Raw genomic sequence first — 25,152 nt, 5'->3', positions numbered from 1 at the left:
TAGGACGCGTCCGCCTGTCGGCATCCCGCGCGGGCAACAACGCGGTCCGCCCGCGGGTTCCCGCTGGTTCTCGGGTGGCGTGCAGGGCGGCCTTGCTGTCGCCGTCCTGTCCGGCAGTCAGAGCGAGGCCGGCGAATGGCGCAGGAGCCCTCGCGGCGATGGTTTCCTCCCGCGGGGTGTGTCAGTGCCGGCTGAACTGCGCATGGCAAGGTTCACACCGGACATCAAGAGTGCAGTCGCGCTGCCATCGGCTGCCTGCCTCGGAATCAGGAATCCGAAGGTGGATGAAATGAAATCTGTTGCCGTCATAACCGGTTGGGGCGGCTGCCTTCCGCCCCGAGAGATCAGCAACGAGTTCCTGTCGCGCAGTCTGGACACTTCGCCCGATTGGATATCCAGTCGCACGGGAATCTCGTTCCGCCGACGGGCAGAGGCCGACATCAGCACGTCGGATCTCGCCGTGGGTGCCGGGCTGGCGGCGTTGGAGTCTTCCGGTGTCCTCCAGGCGGATCTTGTACTCCTGGCGACCACGACTCCCGATCGCCGCTGCCCGGCCACTGCGCCTGAGGTGGCGTGGCGGCTGGGACTGGGAGAGATTCCCGCACTCGATGTGTCGGCCGTGTGCTCGGGGTTCGTCTATGGACTGGCCCTGGCCTCATCCCTCATCCGATCCGGTTCTTGCCGACGGATCCTGCTTGTCGGGGCGGAAACGTATTCGCGGATCATCGACCCGGGGGATCGGGATACGGCTGTCATCTTCGGCGACGGTGCTGGAGCGGTCGTGATCCGCGACGGAGATCCTGGTGAAGCCGGGGCGCTGTTGGCCACCGACCTCGGTAGTGACGGCTCGGGCGGGGAGCTCATCTGTATTCCTGACGGTGGATCCCGCAGGCCGTGGGATCCCACGGATCCTGGTCAGAAGCAGTATTTCAAGATGCAGGGAAAGAAGGTGTACAGCCTGGCTATCCGTCACCTCGTCGAATCCTCGCAGCGCGTGATGGCGCGGTCATGCTGGGCCGCCGATGATGTCGAGGCGTTCGTCGGGCATCAGGCCAACCAGCGCATCTTGGACGCCGTGGCAGAGCGTATCGGGATCGTCTCGTCCAATTGCTTCGGCAACATTGCACACGTCGGGAACACAGCCGCCGCCTCCATCCCGCTGGCCCTGGCCGACATCGCGTCACGAAGACAGGTCGCGGCCGGGTCAAGAACCTTGCTGTCCGCCTTTGGCGGTGGGCTGACCTGGGGTTCGGCGACACTGACCTGGCCATCAGCTCCCGCCGTGCACCGGTTGCCCGCCCGTGCCGGCAGCCGGCCCTGATAGACCCGTCTGAACCAGAGCAGCCCTCTAACAGAAGAAGAGAGGTATCCATGACCACGTATGACTTCCTCGTCAGGACGCTCAGCGAGAAGTTCGACGTTCCAGTCGAGAACATCACGCCCGACAAGACACTCACGGACCTTGACATGGACTCACTGGCAACCGTCGAACTTCTCGACATCATGCAGGAACATTGTGCCGCCCCGATCGACGACGACGAGATCGGCGAGGCAGCCACGTTGAAAGACATGGCGGATCTGCTGAGTGCCAAGCAGGAGGCTGCCTGACCGAGAAGAACGCGTCCGGGACCGCAGCCCCTGTGCCGCGTCGGCACTCCTTGAGGAGCAGAAGTCAATGACCCTCGACCCCATCGCTGTGACGGGCATCGGGCTGGTGACACCAGCAGGTGTGGGAACCGCCGCCTCCTGGCGCAACCTGCGCGCAGGCAGATCGGTGGCCGCCTCGGACCCGGAGCTCGCCGGGCTGGCCGTCGATATCGCCTGCCGCGTCCCACGCTTCGACACCGCACTGGCTGCCGCCACGGCCGAAGAGCGCAACCTGGACCGCTGCACCCAGTTCGCACTGGTCGCCGCTCGTGAGGCGGTCCAAGACGCGGGGCACGACACGACGGCCTGGCCGTCCGAGCGCGTTGCCGTAGTGCTCGGCTCCGCCACTGGTGGAGCCAGAACGTGGGAAGAGCAGTGTGAGCGTTTCGTGACGACCGGAGTCCGCGGCGTAACCGCCGCCTTCCTGCCGAAGTTCCTGCCCAACATGCTGGCGGGGCAACTGTCGCGTCTCCTGAACGCTCGTGGCCCCAGCCTGCACACCAGCACCGCCTGCGCCTCCGGCGCCACCGCCATCGGTATCGCGGTGTCACTCCTGCGTTCGCGGGCCTGCGACATCGCCGTCGTGGGGGGAGCCGAGGCTGCAGTGACCCCTATGGTGGTCAGCGCCTTCACCCGGCTGCGGGCTCTGTCCCGGCGGACGGCCGACCCGGCGGGCGCGTCACGCCCGTTCGACAAGGACCGCAGCGGCTTCGTCATCGCGGAGGGCGCCGGCGTCCTCGTCCTCGAACGTGCCGACTACGCACGCCGACGACGGCATCCCGGTTACGCGCATATCGTCGGCTACGGATCATCCTCCGACGCCCACCATCCCGTCGCCCCCCACCCCGAGGGAACGGGGGCACGGCAGGCCATCGGGGCCGCCCTGGCAGATGCCGGCGCCAACCGGGGGGAGGTCGACCACGTAAACGCGCACGGTACCGGCACGAAGCTCAATGACGCCGTCGAGGGAAAAGTTCTGGATGACCTCTTCGAGCAGCGTCCTTCGGTGACAGCCAACAAGGGTGTCCTGGGACACATGTTAGGGGGAGCGGGAGCCGTCGAAGCCGCCTTCACGGCTCTGTCCATCGCTCACCAGGTCATTCCGGTGTGCACCAATCTGGACACGCAGGACCCCGCTCTGTTCCTGGACACCGTGCGCACCGCGGAACGGGTACAGGACATCCGTCTCGCCCTGAGCAACTCCTTCGGCTTCGGCGGCCACAACTGCGTCCTCGCGCTGCGGCCCACGGGATGAAACGAAAGGGCCATAAGCCGACTCCCAGCGCGTGGGACTGCAGGACGTACGTATCGGACTCACTTCCCGGGATGGTGTCCATGATCTTCAGATGGTCGAGCCCCGGCGGAGACGTGGGAATTTACTGGAAAGGCGGGGTCCTATGTGGTGCAGCTGAGTAGTGCAGCCCAACGTGGGCCAGGGCACGTGGAGTTGGATCGCTCCGGACGGGCTGTGAGAGATGGCGAAACCCCTCATCCCACCGCCGAAGGTGCGGCCGCAGGGCCGGCGGAACTCAGAACACTCCTGAGGAGACGTTGTTCACGGCGATCTTTGCGTGCTGGTCAGCGGGTCTCCCGGGCGGGCCCTGCCGCCGTGTTTGCCGTCGATCATGGGCGTCTCGTGGTTGTTCTTCTCGGGCTTCACGCTCTTGCTGAGCGCCTTTCACACTAACCTTCCCTTTTCGGGGGCTTTCGGGGCCGAAGCCGGGCTGGTGGAGCCGCTCGTGTTCGGAACACCCGCCGTTGCACGGGAAAGCAACTCGTGTAGTGAGGGGCGCGCGCAGCACGCAGGAGTGGCGTGGGCCCGGCCAAATGCTCCCGCGCGCTGGAGTGCCTCACCATCCGAGGCAGCGCAGGAGTCGGCGCGTTCGACGCGTTCACGCACTGTCCGCCAATCAAGGTTCCCCCGAAGCCCCCGGGCCTGGTTCATTAGGCCAAGCCCCCGTACAGGCTTGTTCTCCTTTCCGGAACGGAGCCGGATGCGCGGGACAGGAGACGGCGCGCGCTTTGCCAAGGAGGCCGCATGCTCACCACAGGGTCCGACTGCGTCCAAAGGGAAAGCCCCATGTCCCCATTGGACCAAGTCCTGTGGCGGATCCAGAGTCAGTCCCCCCACCAGGCCACGATCGTTGTCCTTGTCCATCTCGAAGGCGCCGTGGAGCACGAACAGTTCGTTGCATGGCATCAAGACCTGATCACCCTGTGCCCGCGCTTCACCCATCGTCCGGCTGGCACCGGCAGGAGGCCCGCCTGGCAACGCGATCCTCACTTCACGCTGAGTCGGCACGCATTGCGCGTCTCACTTCCGGGCGGGACGGAGGGGGAGGAGTTCGAGCACCTGCTTCATGGCTTGGCGAACACGTCCCTACCACCGGACGCCGCACCGTGGCAGGCCTACCTCATCGAAGGCGCCTCGGACGGGGGGAGCGTCTATCTCCTGAAAATCGCTCATAGCCTCGCGGACGGACTGCGCCTCATGTATCTCCTGAGGAATCGGCGGCCTCCAGTCGGCGCCCCTCGGCAACAGAAGTCGGATGGTCGTCGGAGGGGCGCCCGCGCGGACCGACGCGCCCGTATGCGCTTGTGGTACCGGCTGGGAGCAGACTCGCTCCTGCCCTCCCGACAAGGCCGAACTTCCTACACCGCAAGCGCGGCACGGCAGTACACCTTCTTCACTCTCCCGCTGGCCGAGATGAAACGCGTCGCTCGGGAGACCGGCGGAACAGTCAACGATGTGCTTCTGTACGCTCTCACCCGCGGCATCTCCCAATACCGGGCGGAAACGCAGAACAGTCGGGCGGCGCGACTCTCGGCCATCCACCTTGTAGGCCGCGCCCACCTGCCGGCACCCCACGCCGGCAACAACTTCACCTTCGCCAGCCTCGCTCTGCCTGCCGGACAAGGGTGCGACGTCAAGGCCGCCGTCCAGTCCATCAGAGAGGCGGTCAAGGCCTCCGGAGGAGCGCGACCGGCCGACGCGGCACACCTCATCGCCAAAGTCGCCCCGGCACTGCCCACCCGCCTGCTGTTGGCAGCCCTCAGCCACGTCGTGAACCGACATGACTTCATGGTCACCAACGTGCCTGCAGGACTGAGCCCCTTCACGATCGCAGGCCGCCCTGTCAAGGCGATCTACGGGATCGGGCCGCTACTCGGCACGGGGGCTCTTGTCTCCATGGTCACGTACCGCGAAACATGCCATGTCACGCTGAACTGCGACCCCGATCTCATCAGCGACACCGGCGCACTGACTGATCACATCCAGCGGGCATTCGCAGAGATCTCCGCCCGGTTCCCCGCAGTACCTGAACCCCAGCGGTGCACGCCCTCGCAAGCAACAGGCTGAGCCAAGCGCCCGCCGTTGCCCCGAAAGCCCATGCCGGGCCCGGAACGGACCATGCCGGGCCCGGAACGGACGGCTCGCTCGTGCCCCGTGAACCACCAGCAACCGCAGACAACAGCACATGGAGGCAGCAACCCATGCAAAACGTTCGCGTCCGCTTGCTTGGCGGACCCGCCGAAATCCTGCCCGAGCAGCGCATACGCAGCGTTGCCCCAGAGGATCTGGACGACCACATCCGCGTGCCCTTCCGAGCCGGCTACGAGCACTTCCTCTACACCGGCACCGACGGACCCGACGACGGCCACGGCTGTGTCAGGCACTACCAGTGGTCCTACCGCACCTGCGTCGCCGAATAGAACCCGAATCTCCTCGTCGCGCCGCCCGCCCGCCGTCCCTCAGGTGTTTCATCCCCGCACCGCGCGCGGAACCTCAGTCCCGAAAGGCGAAACGGAACCATGGAGAGTGCCGCCGAGAACCCGACCCTGAACCAGCCCGTCGCCATCGTCGGCATGAGCGGCCGATTCCCGCAGGCTCCGGACCTGCCGGCGTTCTGGGAACTGTTGTGCCAGGGCCGCGACGGAATCACCCAAGCGCCCGGCGATCGGGCCTGGCTGCACGAGCTGCATGCCGCAGGGCGGCAGACCGCGGGACGCCTGCCCACCACGCGCGGAGGCTTCCTCGAGGGCCTGGACCGATTCGACGCTTCCTTCTTCGAGATCTCCCCACGTGAAGCACGGCGCATCGACCCTCAGCAGAGGCTGCTGCTGGAACTCTCCCATGAGGCTGCCGAGGACGCCTCGACCCCGGTGCGCCGACTCGCCGAGGTCCGCACCGGGGTCTTCATCGGTGCCTTCAGCAGCGACTACTGGCTGCGTCAGATCGGCGACCTCCAAGGCCTGGACGTACATGCCCTGCAAGGCGGTACCCATAGCGCGCTGCACGGCCGGGTCGCCTACGCCATGAACCTGCGCGGCCCTGCCCTGACCGTCGACACCGCGTGCTCCTCGAGCCTGGTGTCGATCCACACCGCATGCCAGTCACTGCGCCTGGGCGAGTGCGATCTGGCGCTGGCCGGCGGCTGTCACGTCCTGCTCGCACCCTACTCGTCGCTTTCCCTGGCCCAGGCCGGAGCACTGGGAGCGGACGGGCGGTGCAAGTTCGGCGACGCATCGGCCGACGGCTATGTGCAGGGGGAAGCGGCCGGCATGGTATTGCTCAAACCGCTTCATCAGGCACTCGCCGACGGTGACCGCGTGCGCGCGGTGATCCTGGGCGGAGCCGTGGGCAACAGCGGCTTCACCGGTCAGGGCATGATCGCCCCCACCACCGCCAGCCAGGAGGACATCCTACGAACCGCCTACCGGGCAGCGGGTGTCGACCCGCGCGACGTGAGGTACGTGGAGGCGCACGGCCCCGGTACGGCCGCTGGCGATCCTGTGGAGCTGAGCGCCTTGGCCCGCGTACTCGGGCCACGGGAGAACGGACGGCCCCGGTGCCTGCTCGGCACGGCGAAGACGAGCGTGGGCCACACCGAGGGCGCCGCCGGAGTGGTCGGCCTGATCAAGACTGTGCTGTGCCTGGAACAGCGCACCGTCCCCGGCAACCCGCACTTCGCCCAGCCCCGCCCCGACGTCGACTGGGGCAACGTGCCGTTCGAGATGCCCCGCCACCCGGTGGAACTGAAGGAGGGTAACGCCCGCCTGCTGGCCGGGGTCACCTCCTTCGGAGCCTCCGGTACCGGTGCGCACCTCGTACTGTCGACGCCCCCGCCCCCGCCCACTGCAGCCCCTGGCCGCAGGGCCCATGGCGCTTCGGCGGTACTGGCGCTGTCCGCCCGCTCCCCCTCCGCGCTGGCCTCCCTCACACGCTCCTACGAGGAACTGCTGTCCGCCCCCGACGCCCCGCCCCTGGCAGAGGTCTGCGCAGCCGCGGCGGACTGCCGCGATCACTACGAGTACCGGCTGGCGGCCACGGGCTGCACCTCCAAGGACATGAGCGAGGTGCTGCGCCGGCATCTCGATGGCGAGGAGAGCCCCGGAGTGTCCGTCTCGGGGGAGGGTTGCTGGTCCAAGCCGCGGCTGGCGTTTGTCTTCCCCGGCCAGGGGGCGCAATGGGCGGGCATGGGAAAGACCCTTCTCGCCACGGACGGCATGTTCACCGAGACGCTGCAACGGTGCGACGCGGTGATCCGCCGCCATGGCGGCTGGTCGCTGCACGAGGCGCTGACGACCGGCGACGACGGCTGGCTGCGCCGCACCTCGCGGATACAGCCCGCCCTGTGGGCGATGGGGGTTTCCCTCGCTGCCCTGTGGCGCTCCTGGGGGATCGAGCCGGACCTGGTCATGGGACACAGCCAGGGCGAGATCGCGGCCGCACAGGTCGCCGGCGCGCTCACCTTGGAGGAAGCGGGCCGGGTCAGCTGCCTCAGGGCGCGGCTCATCGACGACCTCGCTCTGCCGGGCGCGCTGTGCTGGATCGAGCTTGTGCACCACAGGGTTCCCGAACTCCTGCGCAGCCTCGGGGTGCGTGCGGAACTGGCCGTCCAGGAAAGCCGCACGTCCAGTGTTCTGGCGGGCACACCGCAGGACATCGACCGCATCGTCGAATCCTGCGAAGAGCGCGGGATCTCCTGTCTGCCGATCCCCGTCGCGTACGCCGCCCACAGCCCGAGTGTCGACCCCGTGGAAAAACCACTGCTGGAACAACTGGCCGCACTGCGGCCGCAGCCGACCGGGGTGCCCCTGCTGTCGACCGTCACCGCGGCACCCCTGCCCGGTGAGCGGCTGGACGCGGAGTACTGGTGGCGGAATCTGCGCGAACCGGTCCGCCTGGAACCAGCGGTACGTTCGGTGCTGGACGACGGCCGGCCCACCCTCTTCCTCCAGGTGTCGCCGCATCCCGTCCTGACCGCGGCACTGACCAGCGAGGGCGCCCGGAGCCTGCCGTCGCTGCGCCGCGACCACGACGAACTGGCCACCCTGCACCGTTCGTTGGGGATGCTCTATACCGCGGGCTGCGACCCCGACTGGAGTCGGGTGCTGGGCAAACCCACGCTCCGTGTGGACCTGCCCCACTACCCGTGGCAGCGCGATCGCTACTGGCACCAGTCTGCCGACTTCCCCTGGCCCGCGATAGGCGAGGACCCTATGGAGGCTTCCATGACACCGGCACCTACGGGGGCACCCCCCACGGCTCTCCCCGTCACCAGCCGCCATCCCGTGCTGGAGGAACGGGAATCCGCTCCGCAGGGGCGCCGGCGCTGGAGCGGGCGTCTCGATCACGTGCGCCACGGCTTTCTTCTGGGCCACCGCGTCGGCGACCGCCCCGTGGCGCCGGCCACCTTCTACATCGAACTGGCCCTGGCAGCGGTCCACGAGACGGACCCCGGCAGCGGCCTGGGCGACGTGGTTCTGCGGGAACTGCTGCTGCTCGACGACAACGGCCCCTGGGACCTGCAATGCCGAGTCGAGGCGCAGGGCGATGACGGCAGCCGTATCGAAGTGGCGACCCGCTCAGGGCCCGACGGCCCGTGGCGCGTGCACGCCACAATGAGGCGTACGAACGCCGAGCCGGCCGCGCCGTTGCCAGAGGCGTCCCTCGACGTGCTCCGACAGCGCTGCAGCGCATGGCAGGCCGGTGAACGCTTCTACCGCACCCAGGCACTGGGAGGAAACGACTGGCAGGGCCCGTTCCACTGCATGGCGGAGATCTTCCACGGGCGGCAGGAAAGCCTGGTGCGACTGCGGCCCACGGTGCGGGGCGGATTCCGTGTCCACCCCGGCGTCCTCGACGGCTGCCTTCAGGCCGCCCTCACGACGACGCAGGACACCACGGGGGCCGGACGCGGCTTCGTCCTGCTGGGCGTGGACAGCCTGCACCTGCATGCTGACCTGGAGGTGGATGAACTGTGGGTCCACGCCCGGCAGCTGGCGTCACCGGTGGACGGCGAGCTGTCCGCCGCCCTGACGGTGATGGACGCAGACGGCAAGGTGCTGGCCCAGGCCCACGGGGTACGGGGCCGCAGGCTGCATCCCGCGACCACCTCGGAACCACCGGTCGATCAGGCGCACACCGCCTCCACGCCCCGGCTGCCCACGACCTCGGCTGCGGCGGGCATGCTCCAGCTGCGCTGGCGCCCGCTCGACCCGCCTGACGTCTCCCGCCAAGGCAACTGGCTGCTGGTGGGATCCGGCGGCCCCCTGGAAGCGGCAGTGCGTCGAGCACTGCACCCCACCGGCTGCACAGTCCACTTCCTACGGCCCGGGAACCGGTTCCACCAGGTCGCCCCCGGCGAATTCCGCGCAGACCTCACCGCGCAGGACAACCTGGTCGACGTCCTGGTAGAGGCGTCCAAGGAAGCACCCCTGACGCACATCCTGCACTTCGGCGCCCTGGGCGGCGCCACCCGGGCCGACGCCTCGACCCGCGAAGTCCAATGGACCACCGCCGACCTGTGCTCCGGACTCCTGCCCCTGGCCCGCGCTTTGGACAAGGCAGGACTGACCACCACACCGAACCTCTGCGTCCTCACCCGCGGGGCACACGCCGTTGTGGACAGTGACCGGGTACCCGCCCCGTGGCAGGCCGGCCTCTGGGCCTTCTCCCAGACCCTCCGCCTGGAAATGCCGAAGTGCGCCACCGTCCTGCTCGACCTCGACGAAACAGCAGAACCGTCCGCCGAAGCACACCTCCTGGTCCGCCTGCTGTCGGCGTCCGGACAAGAGGACAGGCTGGCATTGCGTGGCGAACGCGCCTACGCGCCGCGTCTTGTACCCGCCGGGCAAGACGGGCCCCGACCGGACGCTGTCCGCCTGCAGACCACCGGAGGCATCGGAGGCATCCATCTCGCCCCCCTCTCCAACTGCCCGCAACCAGGCCCGGGGGAAATCGCCGTACAGGTCTCCCACACCGGCCTGAACTACCGAGACGTTCTCCGGGCAGTAGGGCTGCTCGCCGGAGAAGAAGACGGCCTCACCGCATGCGAGTGCACGGGAACAGTGGTCGGGGTAGGTGCGGACGTCACGGAATTCTCGGTCGGCGACGACGTCCTGACCTACATGTTCACCCCACCCGCCTCCTACACCCTCACGCCCGCTGCCTGCGCCGCCCACCGGCCGCACGAGCTGACCCCCGCCCAGGCCGCCTGCGTGCCCGTCGCCCACGTCTCCGCCTACCGCGGACTGATCGAAATGGCACAGCTCCAGCCCGGCGAGACCGTCCTGATCCACTCCGCGACGGGCGGTATGGGCATGGCCGCACTGGACATCGCCCGCCGGCGCGGAGCCACCGTCTACGCCACGGCCGGCACCGAATCCAAACGAAACCTCCTTCTGCAGATGGGGGCGGCCCGGGTCGCCGACTCCCGCTCGGCCAACTTCGCCCAGCAGTTGGCCGAACCCGGTGAGGCACCGGTGGACGTCATCCTCAACACCCTGAAAGGGTCCGAGGCACGAGAGGCGAACTTCGCCCTGCTCTCCCCCTTCGGCCGGTACGTGGAAACGGCACGCAACGAACTGCACGAGGGAGAGGCATTGCCCCTGCACCTCCTCCAGCCCGGCCGCTCCTTCCACCCCATGGACCTGGCCGCCTTGCACCGCCACGACCCGGTAACCCTGGGCGCCACGCTCCGTACCGTCACCGGCCTGCTCGCACGCGGTGAACTCGCACCACCCCGTACCCAGGTCTTCGCCGCGGAGAAGGCGGCCGACGCCATGAGCCTGATGGCACGGGCAGGCCACACCGGCAAACTCGCCCTGGCCTTTCCCCCCAGCCCGGGCCCCGTCCGGAGCGGACCGACTCAGGTTGGAGTGCGCCCGGAAGCCACCTACCTCGTCATCGGCGGTCTCAGCGGCGTCGGCGGCCTCTTCACCGACTGGCTCCTCGACCAGGGCGCACGGCACTTGCTGCTCACCGGCCGTAGCCACGTCACCGCCGACCCCCACGGTGACGAGCGCGCCCAGAGGCTGGCCCGGCTCTCTGCCCACCCGGAGTGCCAAGTGACCTACGCGGCCGTGGACGTGGCCGACGAGAGCGCCATGCGCGAACTGCTGGATGAACGCGAGCGCCGACAGCTTCCCGCGGTGGCCGGTGTGGTCCACAGCGCCCTGGCACTGGAACCCACCCCGCTCATCGACATGACCGAGGCTGAAATCGAACAGACGATGCACCCCAAGGTCGCCGGGGGCTGGACCTTGCACCGCCTCTTCCCCGGAAACGATCTGGACTTCCTGCTCCTGTTCTCCTCCGCGGTCTCCCTGCTGAGCGGGCTGCGCCTGGGCGGTCAACTGGCTGCCTACGCCGCGGCCAACGCCTTCCTGGACGCGCTCGCGGCACACCGGCGCGCGGCCGGACTGCCCGCCACCGTCGTGCAGTGGGGCTACTGGGATCAGACGGGTATGGCTCACCGGCTCAGCGAACGCGGTGACCGCAGCGTCTGCCCCGACGGAATCCACCCACTGCGCCCCGCCGACGCCGCCGAACTGTTCCCCGCCGTCCTCGCGGCCGAAGGGCCCGTCTGCTGCATGCCGGCGGACTGGCCCGCCTACGCGAAGGCCGCGCCGCAGGACGCCGGTGCCCCCATTCTGCGGGAACTTCTCGCCACCTGCGGCAAGGTGCCCGCAGTGACACCCGCGTCCGAGCGTTCCACTCCCTCACCGCAACTTCCTCGCCCCGCCCGGAACATGCCCGGACCAAGAATCGCCGGAGAATCACCGCAGTCGGAGCCCGCGGCGCAACGACGAACTGTTCCTGCTCCCAGGCCGACCGCTCCCGCCCCAGCGGAGCGGCAGTCACAGACAGAGACGGCTCGGGCTCCGTCGGCCGAAACACCCCAGCCGGCGACGGCGTCCTCCACCGCTCTGGAATCGTGGCTGGCCGCCGAAGTCGCGCGAGTCCTGGAGTCGTCCGTCGACGACGTCGATACCACCCGTCCCGTCAACCGGCTCGGCATCGACTCGCTCCTGGCAGCCGAAGTCACCACCCGCCTGCGCCGTGAACACGGACACGACGTGACGGTCTCGCGCATGATCAAGGCCCAGAGCCTGCGCAGCCTCGCCGCCGAACTGGCCTCCAGCACGGGAGCCAATACCTCATGAACACGGCACCGGCCCCCGCCGTCAACGCAGTTCTCCTGACCGGCGCGACCGGGAGCCTCGGCGGCTATCTGTGCCGCGAGCTGCTGCACACCACAACCGCGAGCGTGTACTGCCTGGTCAGAGCGGACGACACCGACGGTGCCCGGCGCCGCCTGCAACAGCGCCTGAACGAACTGGGCATGCCCCACGCCCTCGAAGACCCCCGCCTGCACGCCATTGCGGGAGACCTGAGCACCCCCGCGTTCGGCTGCTCGGAACCGGAGTTCGACGCCCTGGCCGAGACGGTCGACACCATCCTGCACACCGCGGCCACCGTCAACCTGGCCGCCGACTACGACGACCTCGCACCCGCCAACCTGGGAGCGGTCCACCACGTCATCGCCCTGGCCCGGCGCCGCGCCGAACTCACCGGCCGTCCCTCGCGCCTGCACCACGTCTCCACTCTCGCCACCCTCCTCCACGCACGAACCGCCGGCTGGGACACAGTGGACGAGCGGACGCCTCTTTCTCCGGCCACCAGCGGGCCTCAGGGCTATCCTCGCACCAAGAGAGAGGCCGAGGCCGCACTGCGCACCGCGGCCACCACCGACGGGCTACCGGTCACCGTCTACCGTCCCGGTGTCATCACCGGGCACTCCGAAACCGGGCGGACGACATCGACCGACCCCCTGGCCCCTCTCCTCACAGCCGCCGCGGCGCTCGGCGCCGCACCGACGGGGGAGCTGTGGGTACCCGGCCAGTGCGTCGACGCCGTCGCCCGCTGCATCGCGCGGCTGATCCCCCGGCCGGACCCTGGCGCAGGTGTCTTCCACGTCATCGAACCCGAGCCCCTGCGCATGCACGACCTCTTCGAGGCACTGCGCCGAGCGGGCCACTGCCTGGAGAGCGTGTCAGTGGAGGCATGGTGGAAACTGGTCGAGGACCACGTGCACGACCCATGCGTCCGCCCCATGGCAGCCATGCGCGACGTCAGCCAACCCATGCTGCCCTGTACGGTGCGCGCCGCGGCCCCCCGTGTGCGCTGCGACGTCACCTGGCAGGCACTCACCGACGCCGGGGTCACACCGGCCTCCTGGACACCCCAGTACTTTGACCGGCTGATCGCGGCGTTCTCGCTGCCGACGCCGAGGGGCGCCTCTTCCGTCGAACGCGGACACCACGCCCATCCGGCACGGACAGTGAACCGGATCGCGACGCCACCCTCCACCGAGCCCCCACCCGTACGGATCGACGGCCTAGCTGCCCCGGTCCATTTCGCGCACAACGGCCACGCCCCCGATCCCGTGGCCGCGGCCACGGCGTGCCAGACGGCCGGGTACGGCGGCTTCTGGGTCCAGGAACAACAGCACAACCCGCTGCTCGCCCTCGCCCGGACGGCCGACCACACGACCCTCCCTCTGGGGACCGCGGCCGTGGTCGCCCTCACCCGTAACCCCATGACCCTGGCCCACGCGGCGCACGACCTCCAGCACCTCTCCCAGGGCCGGCTGATCCTGGGCATCGCGCCGCAACTCAAGGCGAACCTGCTCTACCGCTATTCCATGCCCGCCGACCAGCGTCTGTCCCGCATGCGTGAGTTCATCCAGGCGCTTCGGCACATCTGGAGCAGCTGGAACACAGGCGAGCCCCTGAAGTTCCGGGGACGGCACTACAAGCACGTCCTCGACAGCCCCTTCTTCACCCCACCGCCCTGTCCCCACGGGCCGCCACGCGTCTTCCTGACCGCGACCGGGCCCCGCATGGCCGAGCTGGCGGGGCAATTCGCGGACGGACTCATCGCACCGCCCTACGCACCCCCCCTGCTTTTCACCCGCGTCCTCCTGCCCGCCCTCGAACGTGGCCTGGAGAAGGCCGGACGTGACCGTACCGACATCGAGGTGGTGTGCCCCCCGCTGCTCGTGACCGGACGTGACGCGGCGGAACGGCAGATGACAGCAGAACGAGCCCGGACTCTCATCGCGTTCTTCTGCGGCACCCGCGCCTACCGCCCCGTCTTCGACCTGTACCAACTGGGGGCGGTCTCGGACGCCATCGTGCGGATCGCCGCGGACACCGGCCCCTCCCGCTACCGTCGCATGGCCGACCTTGTCGACGACGACACGCTCCAAGTGTTCGCCACCGTCGCTGAGGACCCCTCACAACTGGGCGCCCTGCTGCGCGCCCGCTACGGCGGAAGCGCGGACCGGCTCTTGCTTCCGGCGCCGCACAGCGGGGACGGGGACTTGTGGTGCCCTCAGACCCTGGGGCTGTCAGCCGCCGATCCGCAACTTTCCAGCCACTGACCACTGTTGCACCGCACCTCATGGACGGCCCGCGGTCGCCGGTGTCGGCACAGCCGCGAACCGGCGCGACCGCCGTCAGCATCCACGGGTTCGCCCACGCGTGCGGCGTGGAACTCCGTACGAGCAGGAGCGGCAGGAAGACAGCACCCTGGCCGGAGTACGCAAACAGCCAGGCCGAGCAGGTCGCTTCGTCGTGAGTTCTCAGCCCGGCTCACGCTCCAGGTTCCAGACAGTGGCTGTTCGAGCGGCCCAGGCTGCTGCTTGGGCACGGCCTGCTCGGCCGGCTGACATACGGTTGCGCGCACTGAGAGGGTTGATGCCGATGGCTCGGCGTGACGCCCGATCGGGTGAGATCAACACGACGTGCGCGCCCTTTTCAGCGAGGTATGCGGCCTGATCTTTCGTGGTGGGCCTGCGCCAGTAGAGCCGCGGGACAGGGGCCAGAATGACGACGCGTTCGTAGCCGGCTGCCTGGTGGGCATTGGCGGGGGAGTGCATCCCACCGTCGATGCACAGACGCATGTCGAGGGGAATCGGTGGAAACAGGCCCGGGACGGAGCAACTGGCGGTGGCGGCGCGCAGCAGACTGATAGGGGTACTGCGGTCCAGGACGATGAGGTTGCCGTTCGCGCTGTCGACGGTGCAGATATGCAGGGTGCGTTTCGGCCATTGCTGTATGTGGAGGGAGGCGCCGATGGCTTGGAACGCCTGGTCCGCACTGCGGGCAGGGAGAAGCCGTGCGAGTCGGGTGGTGCAGCGGGCAGCAGGGCCCGGCTTGCGGGGGCCCAAGAGGGCAACGAGAAGGTTGAACAGAACGGCACGCGTAGTGTGTGGCCCTAGATCCGGTGCGGGCGCACGGGTCTGGCGATCGTAGATCTGTTGGGCTGTGCGTCCCGAAGCGACTTCTGCGCCGATGATGGCGCCGGCTGAGGTTCCGATCACGAGGTCTGCCTGGGAAAGATCGATTCCGGCCTCCGCCAACCCGAGGAGCATGCCGGCTTCCCAGGCGCCGCCGCCCAGGGCGCCTCCTCCGAGGACCAGGGCGCGAGTGGCAGGAGTGGAGCAGGACGGGGCTTCGGTCATGTGCTGGGCTCCTACGCGAGCCGGCATGCCGTGCTTCCTCGATAGCCGCAGCGTTGCTTGCCGGAGATCCATTGACTGAGACCGGGCGATCCGCGGGGGAGGGGGAGGCATGACAGAAACGGCCGCGACACTGAGGGCGTGATGGTGCGATCGAAGGCGCGTGGGAGAGAGTGAGTGCCCTTCGCCCTGCTATCCGCAGAGCAAGTCGCCTATGTTCCAGGGCACCCGCCGTCGCATCGGAAGACAACCCCTGGTGGGGGTCGCATAGGGATTACACGGGGGTGGTGCATCTGCATTCCAACGCTCCCGAGTACATCTCTCCACCCCTCTCTTGCAGTGAGGCCGCGGGCCGGTGACACGCTGCCCCCGCACCTCCATCAGCGGCGCTCTGGCATATGCGACCGGTCGGTGATGGCCACGGGGACGCCGGCGTCGCGCAGGAGGTTGGCGGTGATGTTGGCGTACTAGGGCTCCTCCCCGGCCGAGCCGCGCCCCGCCCTTGTCACGCCGTCCTCCCGGGAGCGATCTCCGCGAGCAGGTCCTCCACCAGGGCCCTGATCTCGTCGCGGATCGGACGGACGGCCTCGACACCCCGACCGGCGGGGTCGTCGAGGCGCCAGTCGAGATAGCGCTTGCCGGGAAAGACCGGGCAGGTGTCCCCACAGCCCATCGTCACGCACACGTCCGACTCCTCGACGGCGTCGACGGTGAGCAGTTTCGGGCGCTCGGCGGAGATGTCGATGCCCACCTCGCGCATGGCGGCGACCGCGGCGGGATTCACCGCTCCGCCGGGGTCGGACCCGGCGGAGCGGACCACCACGCGGTCGCCCGCCAGGTGGGTCAGCCAGGCGGCGGCCATCTGGGACCGGCCGGCGTTGTGGACGCAGACGAACAGGACGGAAGGCTTCTCGGGCACCGGGGGCTCTCTCGGCTCGTGTGCGGGCGTGGCGTCAGCTCGTGTGCGGGCGTGGCGTCAGGCGGCGACGCGCCCGAGGACGTGCCCCAGCGCCGCGAGCACGGACGGCTCGACGCGGTAGTACACCCAGGTGCCGCGCCGCTCGGAGGCGAGCAGGCCGGCCTCCTTGAGCCTCTTGAGGTGGTGGGACACGGTCGGCTGGGAGACGCCCACGTCGGAGATGTCGCACACGCACGCCTCCCCACCCTCGTGCGAGGCGATCAGGGAGAACAGCCGAAGCCGCACCGGGTCGCCGAGCGCCTTGAACATCGCGGCCGTCCGGGCGGCCTCCTCGGCCGTGAGGGGGCGCTCCGTCAGGGGCGGGCAGCAGGGCTCGACGTCCGTGTCCACGAGGGGCAGCACCTTGGCATTCGGCATCTGTCTATGTTGACACATGTCGAATCAAGGAGCCTCGCCCCGACGGTGCGCCCGCCCCCGTGCACGCCACGTCTCTGTTTCGGTGAGTGTCTATGTTGACGTACGTCGATATGGAGAGCACGCTGGCCGCACAACTCATCGACGGATGTCGAATCAGAGGGAGTCACCGTGAACGCGCCGGACCACCGCATGTCCACCGCCGAGCTGCCCACCGTGGTGATCGGCGCCGGCCCCGTCGGCCTCGCCGCGGCCGCCCACCTCGTCGGGCGGGGCCTTCGGCCTCTCGTCCTGGAGGCGGGCGCCGCCGCCGGAAGCGCCGTGCGCGAGTGGTCGCACGTACGCCTCTTCTCACCGTGGGCCGAGCTCGTCGACCCCGCCGCCGAGAAGCTCCTGGCCCCCACCGGCTGGGTGAGGCCGGACGCGGCGGCCTGTCCGACCGGCGGGGACTGGGTGCGCGCGTACCTCCAGCCGCTGGCCGACGTACTGGGCGACCGTGTCCGCTTCCAGGCGGCGGTGACCGGTGTCTCCCGCCAGGGTCGCGACCGCGTGGTCGACGTCGACCGCGAGCGGCGGCCCTTCACCGTGCACGTCCGCGACGCCGGCGGCGCCGAGCGGCGCGTCCTCGCCCGCGCGGTCATGGACGCCTCCGGCACCTGGGCCACCCCGGGCCCGATCGGCGCCGACGGCCTCCCCGCCCTCGGTGAGCACGCCGCGCGGGACCGCGTCTCGTACCGCGTTCCCGACCTGCGGGACCCTGCCGTACGGGCGCGGTACGCGGGCCGGCGCACCGCGGTGATCGGTGCCGGGGCCTCCGCGTTCACCGCCCTGGCCCAGCTGGCCGACCTCGCCCGGGAAGCGCCCGGCACGCACGCCGTGTGGGTGCTGCGGCGGGGCATCGGCGGCGCGACCTTCGGCGGCGGCGCGGCGGACGAGCTGCCGGCGCGCGGCGCCCTGGGCCTGGCGGCGAAGGCGGCCGTGGACGACGGCCACGCCGACGCCGTCACCGGCTTCCGCACCGACGCCGTCGACAGGAGCGGCGACCGGCTGGTGCTGGTGGCCGAGGACGGCCGCCGCCTCGACCCGGTCGACGAGATCATCGTCCTGACCGGTTTCCGCCCCGACCTGTCCTTCCTCGGCGAGCTGCGCCTCGCTCTCGACGAGCGGCTCCAGGCGCCCGTCACGCTCGCCCCGCTGATCGACCCCAACCAGCACTCCTGCGGCAGCGTCCGCCCGCACGGCGTGCGGGAGCTCTCCCACCCCGAGAAGGACGTCCACCTGGTCGGCATGAAGAGCTACGGCCGCGCCCCGACCTTCCTCGCCATGACGGGATACGAGCAGGTCCGTTCCGTCGCGGCCGCCCTCGCCGGGGACCAGGAGGCCGCCGGGCGCAGCGAGCTGACCCTCCCCGAGACCGGCGTCTGTGGCGGCGCGGGCCTCTTCGACGAACCGGCGGACGCCGACGAGTCCGCCGACGGCTGCTGCGGAGCGCGCTGAGCCCCTTCCGAGGCCCGTGGCAGGCGGGCCCGGGGCCGGGTGCGCGCCACGCCGTGGAGAGGCCCGGGGTCACCCGAATGGAGGCAAGCGTTCGCGCGAACGGCCCTCGCGCTATCTGCTGGAGAGAGATCGCATTTCCTACACGGAGGAGATCACTCCATGCGTGTCCGTACTCTCAGCGTCGCCGCCCTGCTCGCCGTCGGCACCGTGCTCGGCGGTACGAGCCAGGCGCTCGCCGACGACGGCCCCTCCGCCGACGCCCACGTCGCCAACAGCCCCGGCCTTCTCTCCGGCAACGCCGTTCAGCTGCCGATCGACCTCGGCGTCAACCTCTGCGGCAACACCGTCGACGTCATCGGGCTCCTCAACCCGGCCACCGGCAACCACTGCAAGACCAACTGACGAACGCCTTCAGCACAGCGGCCCGACCGGGATCTCCCCGGCCGGGCCGCTGCGTCGCGCCGGTCAGGCGAGCGAGGCCCAGCTCTTCCAGTACTCCGCCGCGCCGAACGGGACCCGCCCGGCGAAGGAGCCGGCGCCCTTGCCCGCGTTGAGCCACAGACGGTGCGAGGTGTCCCGCGCGAGCAGGTCCTGCCGGCCGTCGCCGTTCACGTCACCCGCGCCGATGACGTCCTTGTAGGAGGCGCCCCAGTCCTTGAACACCTGGACGCGGTCCTTGAGCCTGCCGGTGCGCAGGCCGTCGTAGCGCCACAGTTCGCCGGACTTGTCGAGGGCGAGTACGTCCCCGAGACCGTCGCCGTTGAGGTCCCCGGCGCCGATCACCCGCGAGTAGCCGGTCCAGGCCGCGCGGATCCTCACCCGCGGCTCGAAGGCCCCCGAGCCGTCGGCCGCGTACAGATACACATCGCCGGTGGCCTTGTCGCGGGCCAGCAGGTCCGGGCGGCCGTCACCCGTCTGGTCGCCGCTCGCGAACAGCGTGTCGTAGCGGGTCCAGTCACGGGCGAGGCGCTTGTACGCGGAGTCGGGCGCCGGCAGGCCGCCGCCGCACGCCGGGGTGTACAGCCGGGTCTCGCCGTCGGGCAGCCGGACGATCAGGTCATTGCAGCGGTCACCGTCGAAGTCGCCGAACGGCACCACCCGCGTCTTCTCGTTCCACGGCGACGCGTAGAAGGTGTCGGTGGGGTTGGTGGTGTCCCCGGTGTACAACTTCATCGAATCGCTGAACGACAGGCCGACGACGTCCCCGCGCGCGTCGTCGGCGTAGTCGTGCCACTTGGGCGCGGCACGCGTGCCCGTCGTCGCCGTGTACGCCGTGGCCGCGCCGCCCGCACCGGGCGACCGCGTCCACACGGCCACCGGCCGCCCCTTGCCGTCGACGGCGGCCCGGCCCGCGCTCACGGTGTCCTTGGTCTGCGCGCCGAGCGTGCGCGGCTTGGACAGATCGCCGCCCTCCACGGTCTGCGCGACGAAGTCCTCGCGCAGGACACGCCCCAGTTCGAAGCGCTTCTGCGTGTACGTGACCACGACCGCGCCGCCCGCGCCGGCGACCGCGCCCAGCGAGTCCCCGTCGACGTTCGAGGCGAGCTTGCGCGCCGCGCCCCAACCGCCGCCGGAAGAGAGCCGGGTGGCGACGGCGGGCTCGCCCGGCCCCCGCATGCCGACAGCGGTGATGTCACCGTTCGGGGCTGTCAGGAGGTCGGCGGGCGCGGCCGGCCGTGCCCCGACGCCCGTCTGCACGGCCTCGCCCCACTGTGCCGCACCGGCCGCCTTGCGGGCGTAACCGCCGTGCGAGAGCAGTTGGAACCCGCCCTGCGGATGGGCGGCCAGCGTGACCAGCCGGGGCTTCTCGCCCAGCTGCGGCAGCTCACGCGGCGGCGCCCAGGCGGCATCGGCGCCCGCGGGCTTCTCCAGGTACCTGTAGTGCCACTTGTGGGCGGACGGATCCGGGTCGACGCCGTCGCCCTCGTAGAAACTGTTGCCGCCCCAGATCACCCCGACCGTGCCCGCCGGGTCGACGGCGACCCGCATGTCCCACAGCGCGTAGGCGTACACGTGGTCGTCGCCCACGATCGGGTCCGGCAGCCGGTCCAGGGTCGTGGGGGCGGACCAGGCGCCGTCCGGGCCCGACCGCTCGACCACGGTCAGGCGACGCTCCTCGTCCATCCACGCGACGGCCTGGTGGCCCCGCGCGTTGGAGGCCAGCGTGGCGCCCTGGGTACGCGTGCGGTCCCCGGCGCGCGCGACCGTGCCGGTCGTGACGTCCTCGGCGGGCGTGAAAGCGGTGCCGTCCGGTGCGAGCCGCGACATCTTCAGCGTGGCGGCCCCGCCGTCCGCGGGGTCGGTCCACCACAGCAGGGAGACGGCACCGTCGTCGGTGCGCTGGAGGCTGCGGCCCGGGGCGGGCGTGGCCGGCTGCCAGGTGGTGCTGCCCGCGGGCCGCACCGACAGCACGGTCCGGCCGTCCTGAGTGAAGAGCCCCGCGAGGGTCCCGTCACGGGTCGACTTCAGGTCGACGACGCCGGTGACGCCGGGCAGTTCCTCGGGCGCGGTCCACGGACCGAGGCCGACCGGGGCGACCGAGGGAACCGCCGCGGGCGTGGCCGCCTGCGCGTACGGCGCGAGGACACCGAGTGCGAGCACGGACACGAGCGCGCTTCCCCGGAGCGTGCGGGTCCGCATGGTGGCGTGGGACTGCCTGATGCCGCGGGACGGTGCGGTGACGCGAGGCCGTGCCTGCGCATCGGTCTGCATGTGCATATCGGCCTGTGCCTGCATTTCGGCGTGTGCGGGCATGCCGGTCTGTGCGGGCATGCCGGACTGCTTGGTCATGTGAGAAGGCCCCCCCGGGCTCGACACCTGTCCCGGCTCACTGCCGGGAGAGTAGCCGCAGCGTATATCAGCCAAGATCGTCGCACCCGGGTGGGTTTCCGCCGTGCTGGGGGCCGCCGCCCGGGGGCGGCCGTGTCAGGCGGGCGTCAGCGGTGACGGGCAGCATCTGGCGCCGCCACGCCCGCATCGTGCGAGCCGAGCCGGGGCGCTCGGTCCGCCGGGCGGGCTCGATCCCCCAGGGATGGAGAAGTCCATGCTGAGCTCCCGTTCAGCCCGCCCGTACGCGCTCACCCCGACCCTGCTCCTCGTCCTCGTCCTGGCACTGGCCTCGGCCCTGCTGCCGGGCGCCGGCCAAGTGGCCCGGGCCGCGAGCACCGCCGCCGGCCAGCAACTCAACATCGCCGCGACCCACACCGGCATGTGCCTGGAAGTCGCCACCCAGACGGCCGGCGAGCGCGTCAAGCAGCGGCGCTGTGCCGGCCGGGAGGGAGCGCTGTGGTCCTTGCAGGAATCCTCGGCGCACAGCGGGGCCGTGCACATCATCAGCGCCCTCAGCGGCAAGTGCATGGCGGTGGAGAACTCCAGCGCCGACAACGGAGCCGCCGTCGTGCAGACGGACTGCGACGGCCGGCCCGGCACCAGCTTCTTCTTCGAGGACCTCGGGGACTCCGCGCTGATCCAGTCGGCGACGGCGAGCCCGCGCAAGTGCCTCGAGGTCACCGCCTCCGCCACCACCGACGGCACGCCACTGCGCCAGTGGACCTGCGAGAACCAACCGGGCGCGAAATTCACGCAGGGGACGTTCCGGGGCCTCCAGGAGGGCTGGATCAAGATCCGCCCCGCCAGCGCGCCCGGCCAGTGCCTGACCGAGGGGCGCGCCGGGCTCCTGAGCGTCCCGGTCGCCGTGCAGCGCCCCTGCGCGAAGGCCACGACCCCGCGCACATACCTGGCGTCGCAGGGCAACGGCCTCTACAAGCTCCAGTGGCACAACACCCAGGCGGGCATCCGCTGCCTCATGGTGTTCCCCTTCAGTTCGGTGCCCGACCTGCTGGAGACGACGAGCGACTGCGCGGGGGCCAACTCGTTCTACATCGAGGCGGTCGAGACGCCCGTCCCCAACACCTTCCGGATCTACACGCTCTTCACCCCCGACCGGAAGTTCTGCGTGGGCATCACGGACAGGTCCACGGCGGAGGGCGCCGCGGCCAAGCAGGAGGCCTGCACCGACCGCACCGACCAGGTGTTCTTCATCGACTCCGAGTAACACCTGACGGCCGACCGGTGGTCGCCCGGGTGAGCGGGCCGCCCGGGCCGAAGGCCAGGGACGCGAAACGTTCGCCGATGCGGCGATGGGTCGCGGCGTCGGGATGGAGCTGGTCGGGCAGCGGCAGCTCCTCGAAGTCCGCCCGGCCGTACAGCTCACGGCCGTCGAGGTAGTGGAGGTTCGGGTCGTCGCCGGCGCGCTGCTTCACGATGCGCGCCAGTTCGTCCCGGATGACGGTCAGCGTCAGCTTCCCGCCGGGCACCTCCGCGGGGTCGCCCATCGCCCGGAACTGGAACCGCCCCTCGCTGAGCCCGCTGAGGTCCGGCGCGCCCGGTCCGGGCGTGTCCTCGTGGATCGGGCACAGCAGCGGCGACACGACCAGCAGCGGAGCGGTGGGGTGCCCCTCGCGGATCGTGTCGAGGAAGCCGTGGACCGCCGGCCCGAAGGCCCGCAGGCGCATCAGGTCCAGATTGACGAGGTTGATGCCGATCTTGACGCTGATCAGGTCGGCGGGAGTGTCGCGCAGGGCGCGTGCGGTGAACGGGTCGAGCAGGGCGCTGCCGGCCAGGCCGACATTGATCAGCTCCACGCCGCCGAGGGAGGCGGCCAGCGCGGGCCAGGTCGTGGTGGGGCTCGCCGCGGTGGAGCCGTGGCTGATCGAACTGCCGTGGTGCAGCCACACTTCGCGGCCGCTCGGCGGGGCCGCCTCGACGGGGGCGTCGGTACGCAGGGCGACCAGCCGGGTGACCTCGTTGTACGGCAGCCAGATCTCGACGTCCTTGACCCGGTCCGGCAGCCCCTGGAAACGGACCGTGCCGACCGGCCCGGGCTCGGTCTCCGCCGCACCGGTGGTCATGTCCAGCGTCAGGACGTTGCCGCCCGTCGTACTGGCCTGACCGGTGAGGGAGCCGTCGACCAGCAGGTCGTACACGCCGTCCGGACGGGGCGGTGCGCCCCGGTAGGCCATCTTGGTGCGGAGCGTGTCGAGTTCTACGGCGGTCGCCTGCGTGCGGAACACCAGCCGTACGCCGGAGGGCTGGGACTCGGCCATGGCCAACTGCCCGTCGGCGCACTGCGCACGGGCCCGGGCGGGCAGCCGGTGCGGCAGCACGCCGTGCTCGGTGCCCTCCACGTCGAGCGCGCCGCGCAGGAGATCGGCGGCGAGGGACGTGGTGATCGGTGTCGTGATCCACTCCGGTTCCGGGGGAGTGGTGCGGGAGCCGGGGTCGGAGGCGGGGCCGGGGGCGGGAACGGGGTCGTGCGGAGAGTTCATGGTCTCAGCCTGTCAAGCGGATACGTGGAAGGCACACGCTTTTGGTGCGGTGTGCGGTGTGCGGTGTGCGGTGTGCGGTGTGCGGTGTGCGGTGTGCGGTGCTGGGTATGGGGCGCTGGGCGCGCGGTGCCGGGCACGGCATGCCGGGTGCTCGTGCCGAGTACGGGGTGTCCGCCACCGCTCCTCGGCACGCCTCCGCCTCCCAGCACATCGGCGCGGCCCGGCACAGCTGCGCCGCCCGCACACTTGCGCCCTGCTTTGCGCCCCGCAACGTCTACGTGCCCCGCAACCTCTACGCGTCCCGGACGACCTCCTCGACGAGGGCGGCCAGCAGTCGCGCCCGGGGGACCATCTCGGCGACGACCACATGCTCGTGATCGGCGTGCGCCCCGCCGCCCACCGCGCCCAGTCCGTCCAGCGTCGGACAGCCGATCCCGCCCGTGAAGTTGCCGTCGGACGCTCCGCCGACCGCGACCGACCGCAGCGGGGGGAGGCCCAGGCGCCGGGCGACCGCGCACGCCCGCTCGAAGAGGTCGGCGGACAAGGATTCCTCCAGAGGAGGCCTGTTGGGGCCGCCCCGCACCTCCAGACGTGCTCCCGGCACGGTGATCTCCAGCGCCCGCATCGCCGTGTCCACCCGCTCCTGCGCGCCGAGGCTCGGAACGCGGACGTCCACACAGACCGTCGCCTCGGCGGGCACGGTGTTGGTCGCCGTCCCGGCCCAGGCCATCGTCGGCGTCGCCGTGGTCCGCCAGCCTTCCTGGGCGTCGCCGTCGGCCTGCCGGGCCAGGGCCTCCATGGCGAGGATGAGCTGGGCGGCCCCGATCGCCGCGTTGACGCCCTTCTCCGGTTCGAGCCCGGAGTGCGCCGCCTTGCCGTGGACCACCAACTCGTAGGCGGAGGTGCCCTTGCGCGCCGTCTTCAGTGCGCCGCCGTCGCCCGCGGCCTCCAGTACGAAGGTGGCCGCGCACTGCCGTGCCATCTCCTCGATGAGCGGCCGCGAGGTGTCCGAGCCGGTCTCCTCGTCGCCGGTGACCAGGACGCACACCCCCTCCAGGGAGGGCAGCGAGCCGAGCGCGTGGAACATCTGCACCAGACCGGTCTTCATGTCGAAGACGCCGGGCCCGCGCGCGATGCCGTCCTCCAGCGACCAGGGATGGGTCTCCAGGGACCCCATCGGCCACACGGTGTCGTGATGGCCGAGCAGCAGCACCCGGGGTGTGCCGAACACCCACCGCAGATGCGTCACCCCGTCGACGACGAGGCGTTCGGGCGGGACACCGAGGTGCCGGGTGCCCTGCGCCGCCACGACATCGGCGCTGCGCGCCAGCGCCTCCAGGTCGGCGGAGAAGGACTCGCACACCACGAGATCCCGCAGGTCCGCGACCATCGCCGTGAGCTGGTCCGCCGCTCCTTCCGCCGCAGCCCCTCCCATCGCCGCCCCGTTGTCGCGCCTATCGCTGTGCGCATCCCTAGCCACTCCCGACTCCTCCCTGTGAACGTCTCTGTGATGCTAAGCGAGGGCCCGGGGAGT

16 protein-coding genes are annotated in these 25,152 nt (G+C 70.4%); 10 read left to right on the top strand and 6 right to left on the bottom strand.

The annotated features are described in order from the left end of the window. The first annotated feature begins 184 nt into the window (after positions 1-184). From ACZ5GP_RS01540 to ACZ5GP_RS01510, 7 genes are all read left to right on the top strand, one after another. The gene (locus tag ACZ5GP_RS01540) at positions 185-1,321 is read left to right on the top strand and encodes a beta-ketoacyl-ACP synthase III (protein WP_468748829.1); all 1,137 of its coding nucleotides are present in this window, start codon (positions 185-187) and stop codon (positions 1,319-1,321) included. A 50-nt stretch (positions 1,322-1,371) separates the two neighbouring features. Continuing rightward, the gene (locus ACZ5GP_RS01535; RefSeq protein ID WP_468748828.1) at positions 1,372-1,608 is read left to right on the top strand and encodes an acyl carrier protein; all 237 of its coding nucleotides are present in this window, start codon (positions 1,372-1,374) and stop codon (positions 1,606-1,608) included. Between the two features lie 67 nt (positions 1,609-1,675). Further along, positions 1,676-2,902: a beta-ketoacyl-[acyl-carrier-protein] synthase family protein gene (locus ACZ5GP_RS01530; RefSeq protein ID WP_468748827.1), complete on the top strand. Its 1,227-nt coding sequence runs from the start codon at positions 1,676-1,678 to the stop codon at positions 2,900-2,902. 825 nt (positions 2,903-3,727) lie between these two features. Further along, the gene (locus ACZ5GP_RS01525) at positions 3,728-5,008 is read left to right on the top strand and encodes a wax ester/triacylglycerol synthase domain-containing protein (protein WP_468748826.1); all 1,281 of its coding nucleotides are present in this window, start codon (positions 3,728-3,730) and stop codon (positions 5,006-5,008) included. Positions 5,009-5,142: 134 nt separating this feature from the next. Continuing rightward, positions 5,143-5,361: a DUF5988 family protein gene (locus tag ACZ5GP_RS01520; RefSeq protein ID WP_468748825.1), complete on the top strand. Its 219-nt coding sequence runs from the start codon at positions 5,143-5,145 to the stop codon at positions 5,359-5,361. A gap of 99 nt (positions 5,362-5,460) precedes the next feature. Further along, the gene (locus tag ACZ5GP_RS01515; RefSeq protein WP_468748824.1) at positions 5,461-12,099 is read left to right on the top strand and encodes a beta-ketoacyl synthase N-terminal-like domain-containing protein; all 6,639 of its coding nucleotides are present in this window, start codon (positions 5,461-5,463) and stop codon (positions 12,097-12,099) included. After that, on the top strand, positions 12,096-14,381 hold the full coding sequence (locus ACZ5GP_RS01510; RefSeq protein ID WP_468748823.1) for a TIGR03617 family F420-dependent LLM class oxidoreductase: 2,286 nt from the start codon (positions 12,096-12,098) through the stop codon (positions 14,379-14,381). The genes ACZ5GP_RS01515 and ACZ5GP_RS01510 overlap by 4 nt, the downstream gene beginning before the upstream one ends. Before the next feature lie 201 nt (positions 14,382-14,582). On the opposite strand, the gene ACZ5GP_RS01505 is transcribed toward ACZ5GP_RS01510, so the two are convergent. From ACZ5GP_RS01505 to ACZ5GP_RS01495, 3 genes are all read right to left on the bottom strand, one after another. Further along, the gene (locus tag ACZ5GP_RS01505; protein ID WP_468748822.1) at positions 14,583-15,464 is read right to left on the bottom strand and encodes a patatin-like phospholipase family protein; all 882 of its coding nucleotides are present in this window, start codon (positions 15,462-15,464) and stop codon (positions 14,583-14,585) included. 502 nt (positions 15,465-15,966) lie between these two features. Further along, positions 15,967-16,380, bottom strand: a complete 414-nt coding sequence (locus ACZ5GP_RS01500; protein ID WP_468748821.1) for an arsenate reductase ArsC — start codon at positions 16,378-16,380, stop codon at positions 15,967-15,969. Positions 16,381-16,437: 57 nt separating this feature from the next. Beyond that, entirely contained in the window at positions 16,438-16,797 is a 360-nt protein-coding gene (locus ACZ5GP_RS01495; RefSeq protein ID WP_468748820.1) for an ArsR/SmtB family transcription factor, read from the bottom strand. A 189-nt stretch (positions 16,798-16,986) separates the two neighbouring features. Here ACZ5GP_RS01495 and ACZ5GP_RS01490 point away from each other — a divergent pair, with 189 nt between their 5' ends. Together ACZ5GP_RS01490 and ACZ5GP_RS01485 are read left to right on the top strand one after the other, a co-directional pair. Continuing rightward, positions 16,987-18,291: an NAD(P)-binding domain-containing protein gene (locus tag ACZ5GP_RS01490; RefSeq protein WP_468749066.1), complete on the top strand. Its 1,305-nt coding sequence runs from the start codon at positions 16,987-16,989 to the stop codon at positions 18,289-18,291. Positions 18,292-18,450: 159 nt separating this feature from the next. Beyond that, a complete protein-coding gene (locus tag ACZ5GP_RS01485; RefSeq protein WP_358700786.1) occupies positions 18,451-18,693 on the top strand; it encodes a chaplin in 243 nt (80 codons plus the stop codon). Between the two features lie 63 nt (positions 18,694-18,756). Here ACZ5GP_RS01485 and ACZ5GP_RS01480 read toward each other — a convergent pair whose 3' ends face one another. Beyond that, a complete protein-coding gene (locus tag ACZ5GP_RS01480) occupies positions 18,757-21,081 on the bottom strand; it encodes an FG-GAP repeat domain-containing protein (protein WP_468748819.1) in 2,325 nt (774 codons plus the stop codon). Positions 21,082-21,334: 253 nt separating this feature from the next. Between ACZ5GP_RS01480 and ACZ5GP_RS01475 the strand changes: the two genes are divergently transcribed. Then, positions 21,335-22,345 carry an RICIN domain-containing protein gene (locus tag ACZ5GP_RS01475; protein WP_468748818.1) on the top strand — a complete coding sequence of 337 codons (1,011 nt, stop codon included), beginning with the start codon at positions 21,335-21,337 and terminating at the stop codon, positions 22,343-22,345. Here the strand turns inward: ACZ5GP_RS01475 and ACZ5GP_RS01470 are convergent. Together ACZ5GP_RS01470 and ACZ5GP_RS01465 are read right to left on the bottom strand one after the other, a co-directional pair. Then, the gene (locus tag ACZ5GP_RS01470) at positions 22,329-23,618 is read right to left on the bottom strand and encodes a GDSL-type esterase/lipase family protein (protein ID WP_468748817.1); all 1,290 of its coding nucleotides are present in this window, start codon (positions 23,616-23,618) and stop codon (positions 22,329-22,331) included. The two genes, ACZ5GP_RS01475 and ACZ5GP_RS01470, sit on opposite strands and share 17 nt — an antisense overlap. 292 nt (positions 23,619-23,910) lie before the next feature. Further along, complete coding sequence (locus ACZ5GP_RS01465; protein ID WP_468748816.1) at positions 23,911-25,053, bottom strand: M20 family metallopeptidase; 1,143 nt, start codon at positions 25,051-25,053, stop codon at positions 23,911-23,913. Positions 25,054-25,152 lie beyond the last annotated feature (99 nt).

It is taken from the genome of Streptomyces sp. NPDC031466 (genome assembly GCF_055581265.1).
This window is presented reverse-complemented; position numbering and strand designations above follow the sequence as displayed.

What these genes read in the sequence shown, in the direction of transcription:
- ACZ5GP_RS01480 (WP_468748819.1), bottom strand. Translation starts at nt 21,081, where the DNA reads ATGACCAAGCAGTCCGGCATGCCCGCACAGACCGGCATGCCCGCACAC.
- ACZ5GP_RS01525 (WP_468748826.1), top strand. Translation starts at nt 3,728, where the DNA reads ATGTCCCCATTGGACCAAGTCCTGTGGCGGATCCAGAGTCAGTCCCCC.
- ACZ5GP_RS01470 (WP_468748817.1), bottom strand. Translation starts at nt 23,618, where the DNA reads ATGAACTCTCCGCACGACCCCGTTCCCGCCCCCGGCCCCGCCTCCGAC.
- ACZ5GP_RS01505 (WP_468748822.1), bottom strand. Translation starts at nt 15,464, where the DNA reads ATGACCGAAGCCCCGTCCTGCTCCACTCCTGCCACTCGCGCCCTGGTC.
- ACZ5GP_RS01520 (WP_468748825.1), top strand. Translation starts at nt 5,143, where the DNA reads ATGCAAAACGTTCGCGTCCGCTTGCTTGGCGGACCCGCCGAAATCCTG.
- ACZ5GP_RS01465 (WP_468748816.1), bottom strand. Translation starts at nt 25,053, where the DNA reads ATGGGAGGGGCTGCGGCGGAAGGAGCGGCGGACCAGCTCACGGCGATG.
- ACZ5GP_RS01475 (WP_468748818.1), top strand. Translation starts at nt 21,335, where the DNA reads ATGCTGAGCTCCCGTTCAGCCCGCCCGTACGCGCTCACCCCGACCCTG.
- ACZ5GP_RS01530 (WP_468748827.1), top strand. Translation starts at nt 1,676, where the DNA reads ATGACCCTCGACCCCATCGCTGTGACGGGCATCGGGCTGGTGACACCA.
- ACZ5GP_RS01485 (WP_358700786.1), top strand. Translation starts at nt 18,451, where the DNA reads ATGCGTGTCCGTACTCTCAGCGTCGCCGCCCTGCTCGCCGTCGGCACC.
- ACZ5GP_RS01515 (WP_468748824.1), top strand. Translation starts at nt 5,461, where the DNA reads ATGGAGAGTGCCGCCGAGAACCCGACCCTGAACCAGCCCGTCGCCATC.
- ACZ5GP_RS01535 (WP_468748828.1), top strand. Translation starts at nt 1,372, where the DNA reads ATGACCACGTATGACTTCCTCGTCAGGACGCTCAGCGAGAAGTTCGAC.
- ACZ5GP_RS01490 (WP_468749066.1), top strand. Translation starts at nt 16,987, where the DNA reads ATGTCCACCGCCGAGCTGCCCACCGTGGTGATCGGCGCCGGCCCCGTC.
- ACZ5GP_RS01495 (WP_468748820.1), bottom strand. Translation starts at nt 16,797, where the DNA reads ATGCCGAATGCCAAGGTGCTGCCCCTCGTGGACACGGACGTCGAGCCC.
- ACZ5GP_RS01510 (WP_468748823.1), top strand. Translation starts at nt 12,096, where the DNA reads ATGAACACGGCACCGGCCCCCGCCGTCAACGCAGTTCTCCTGACCGGC.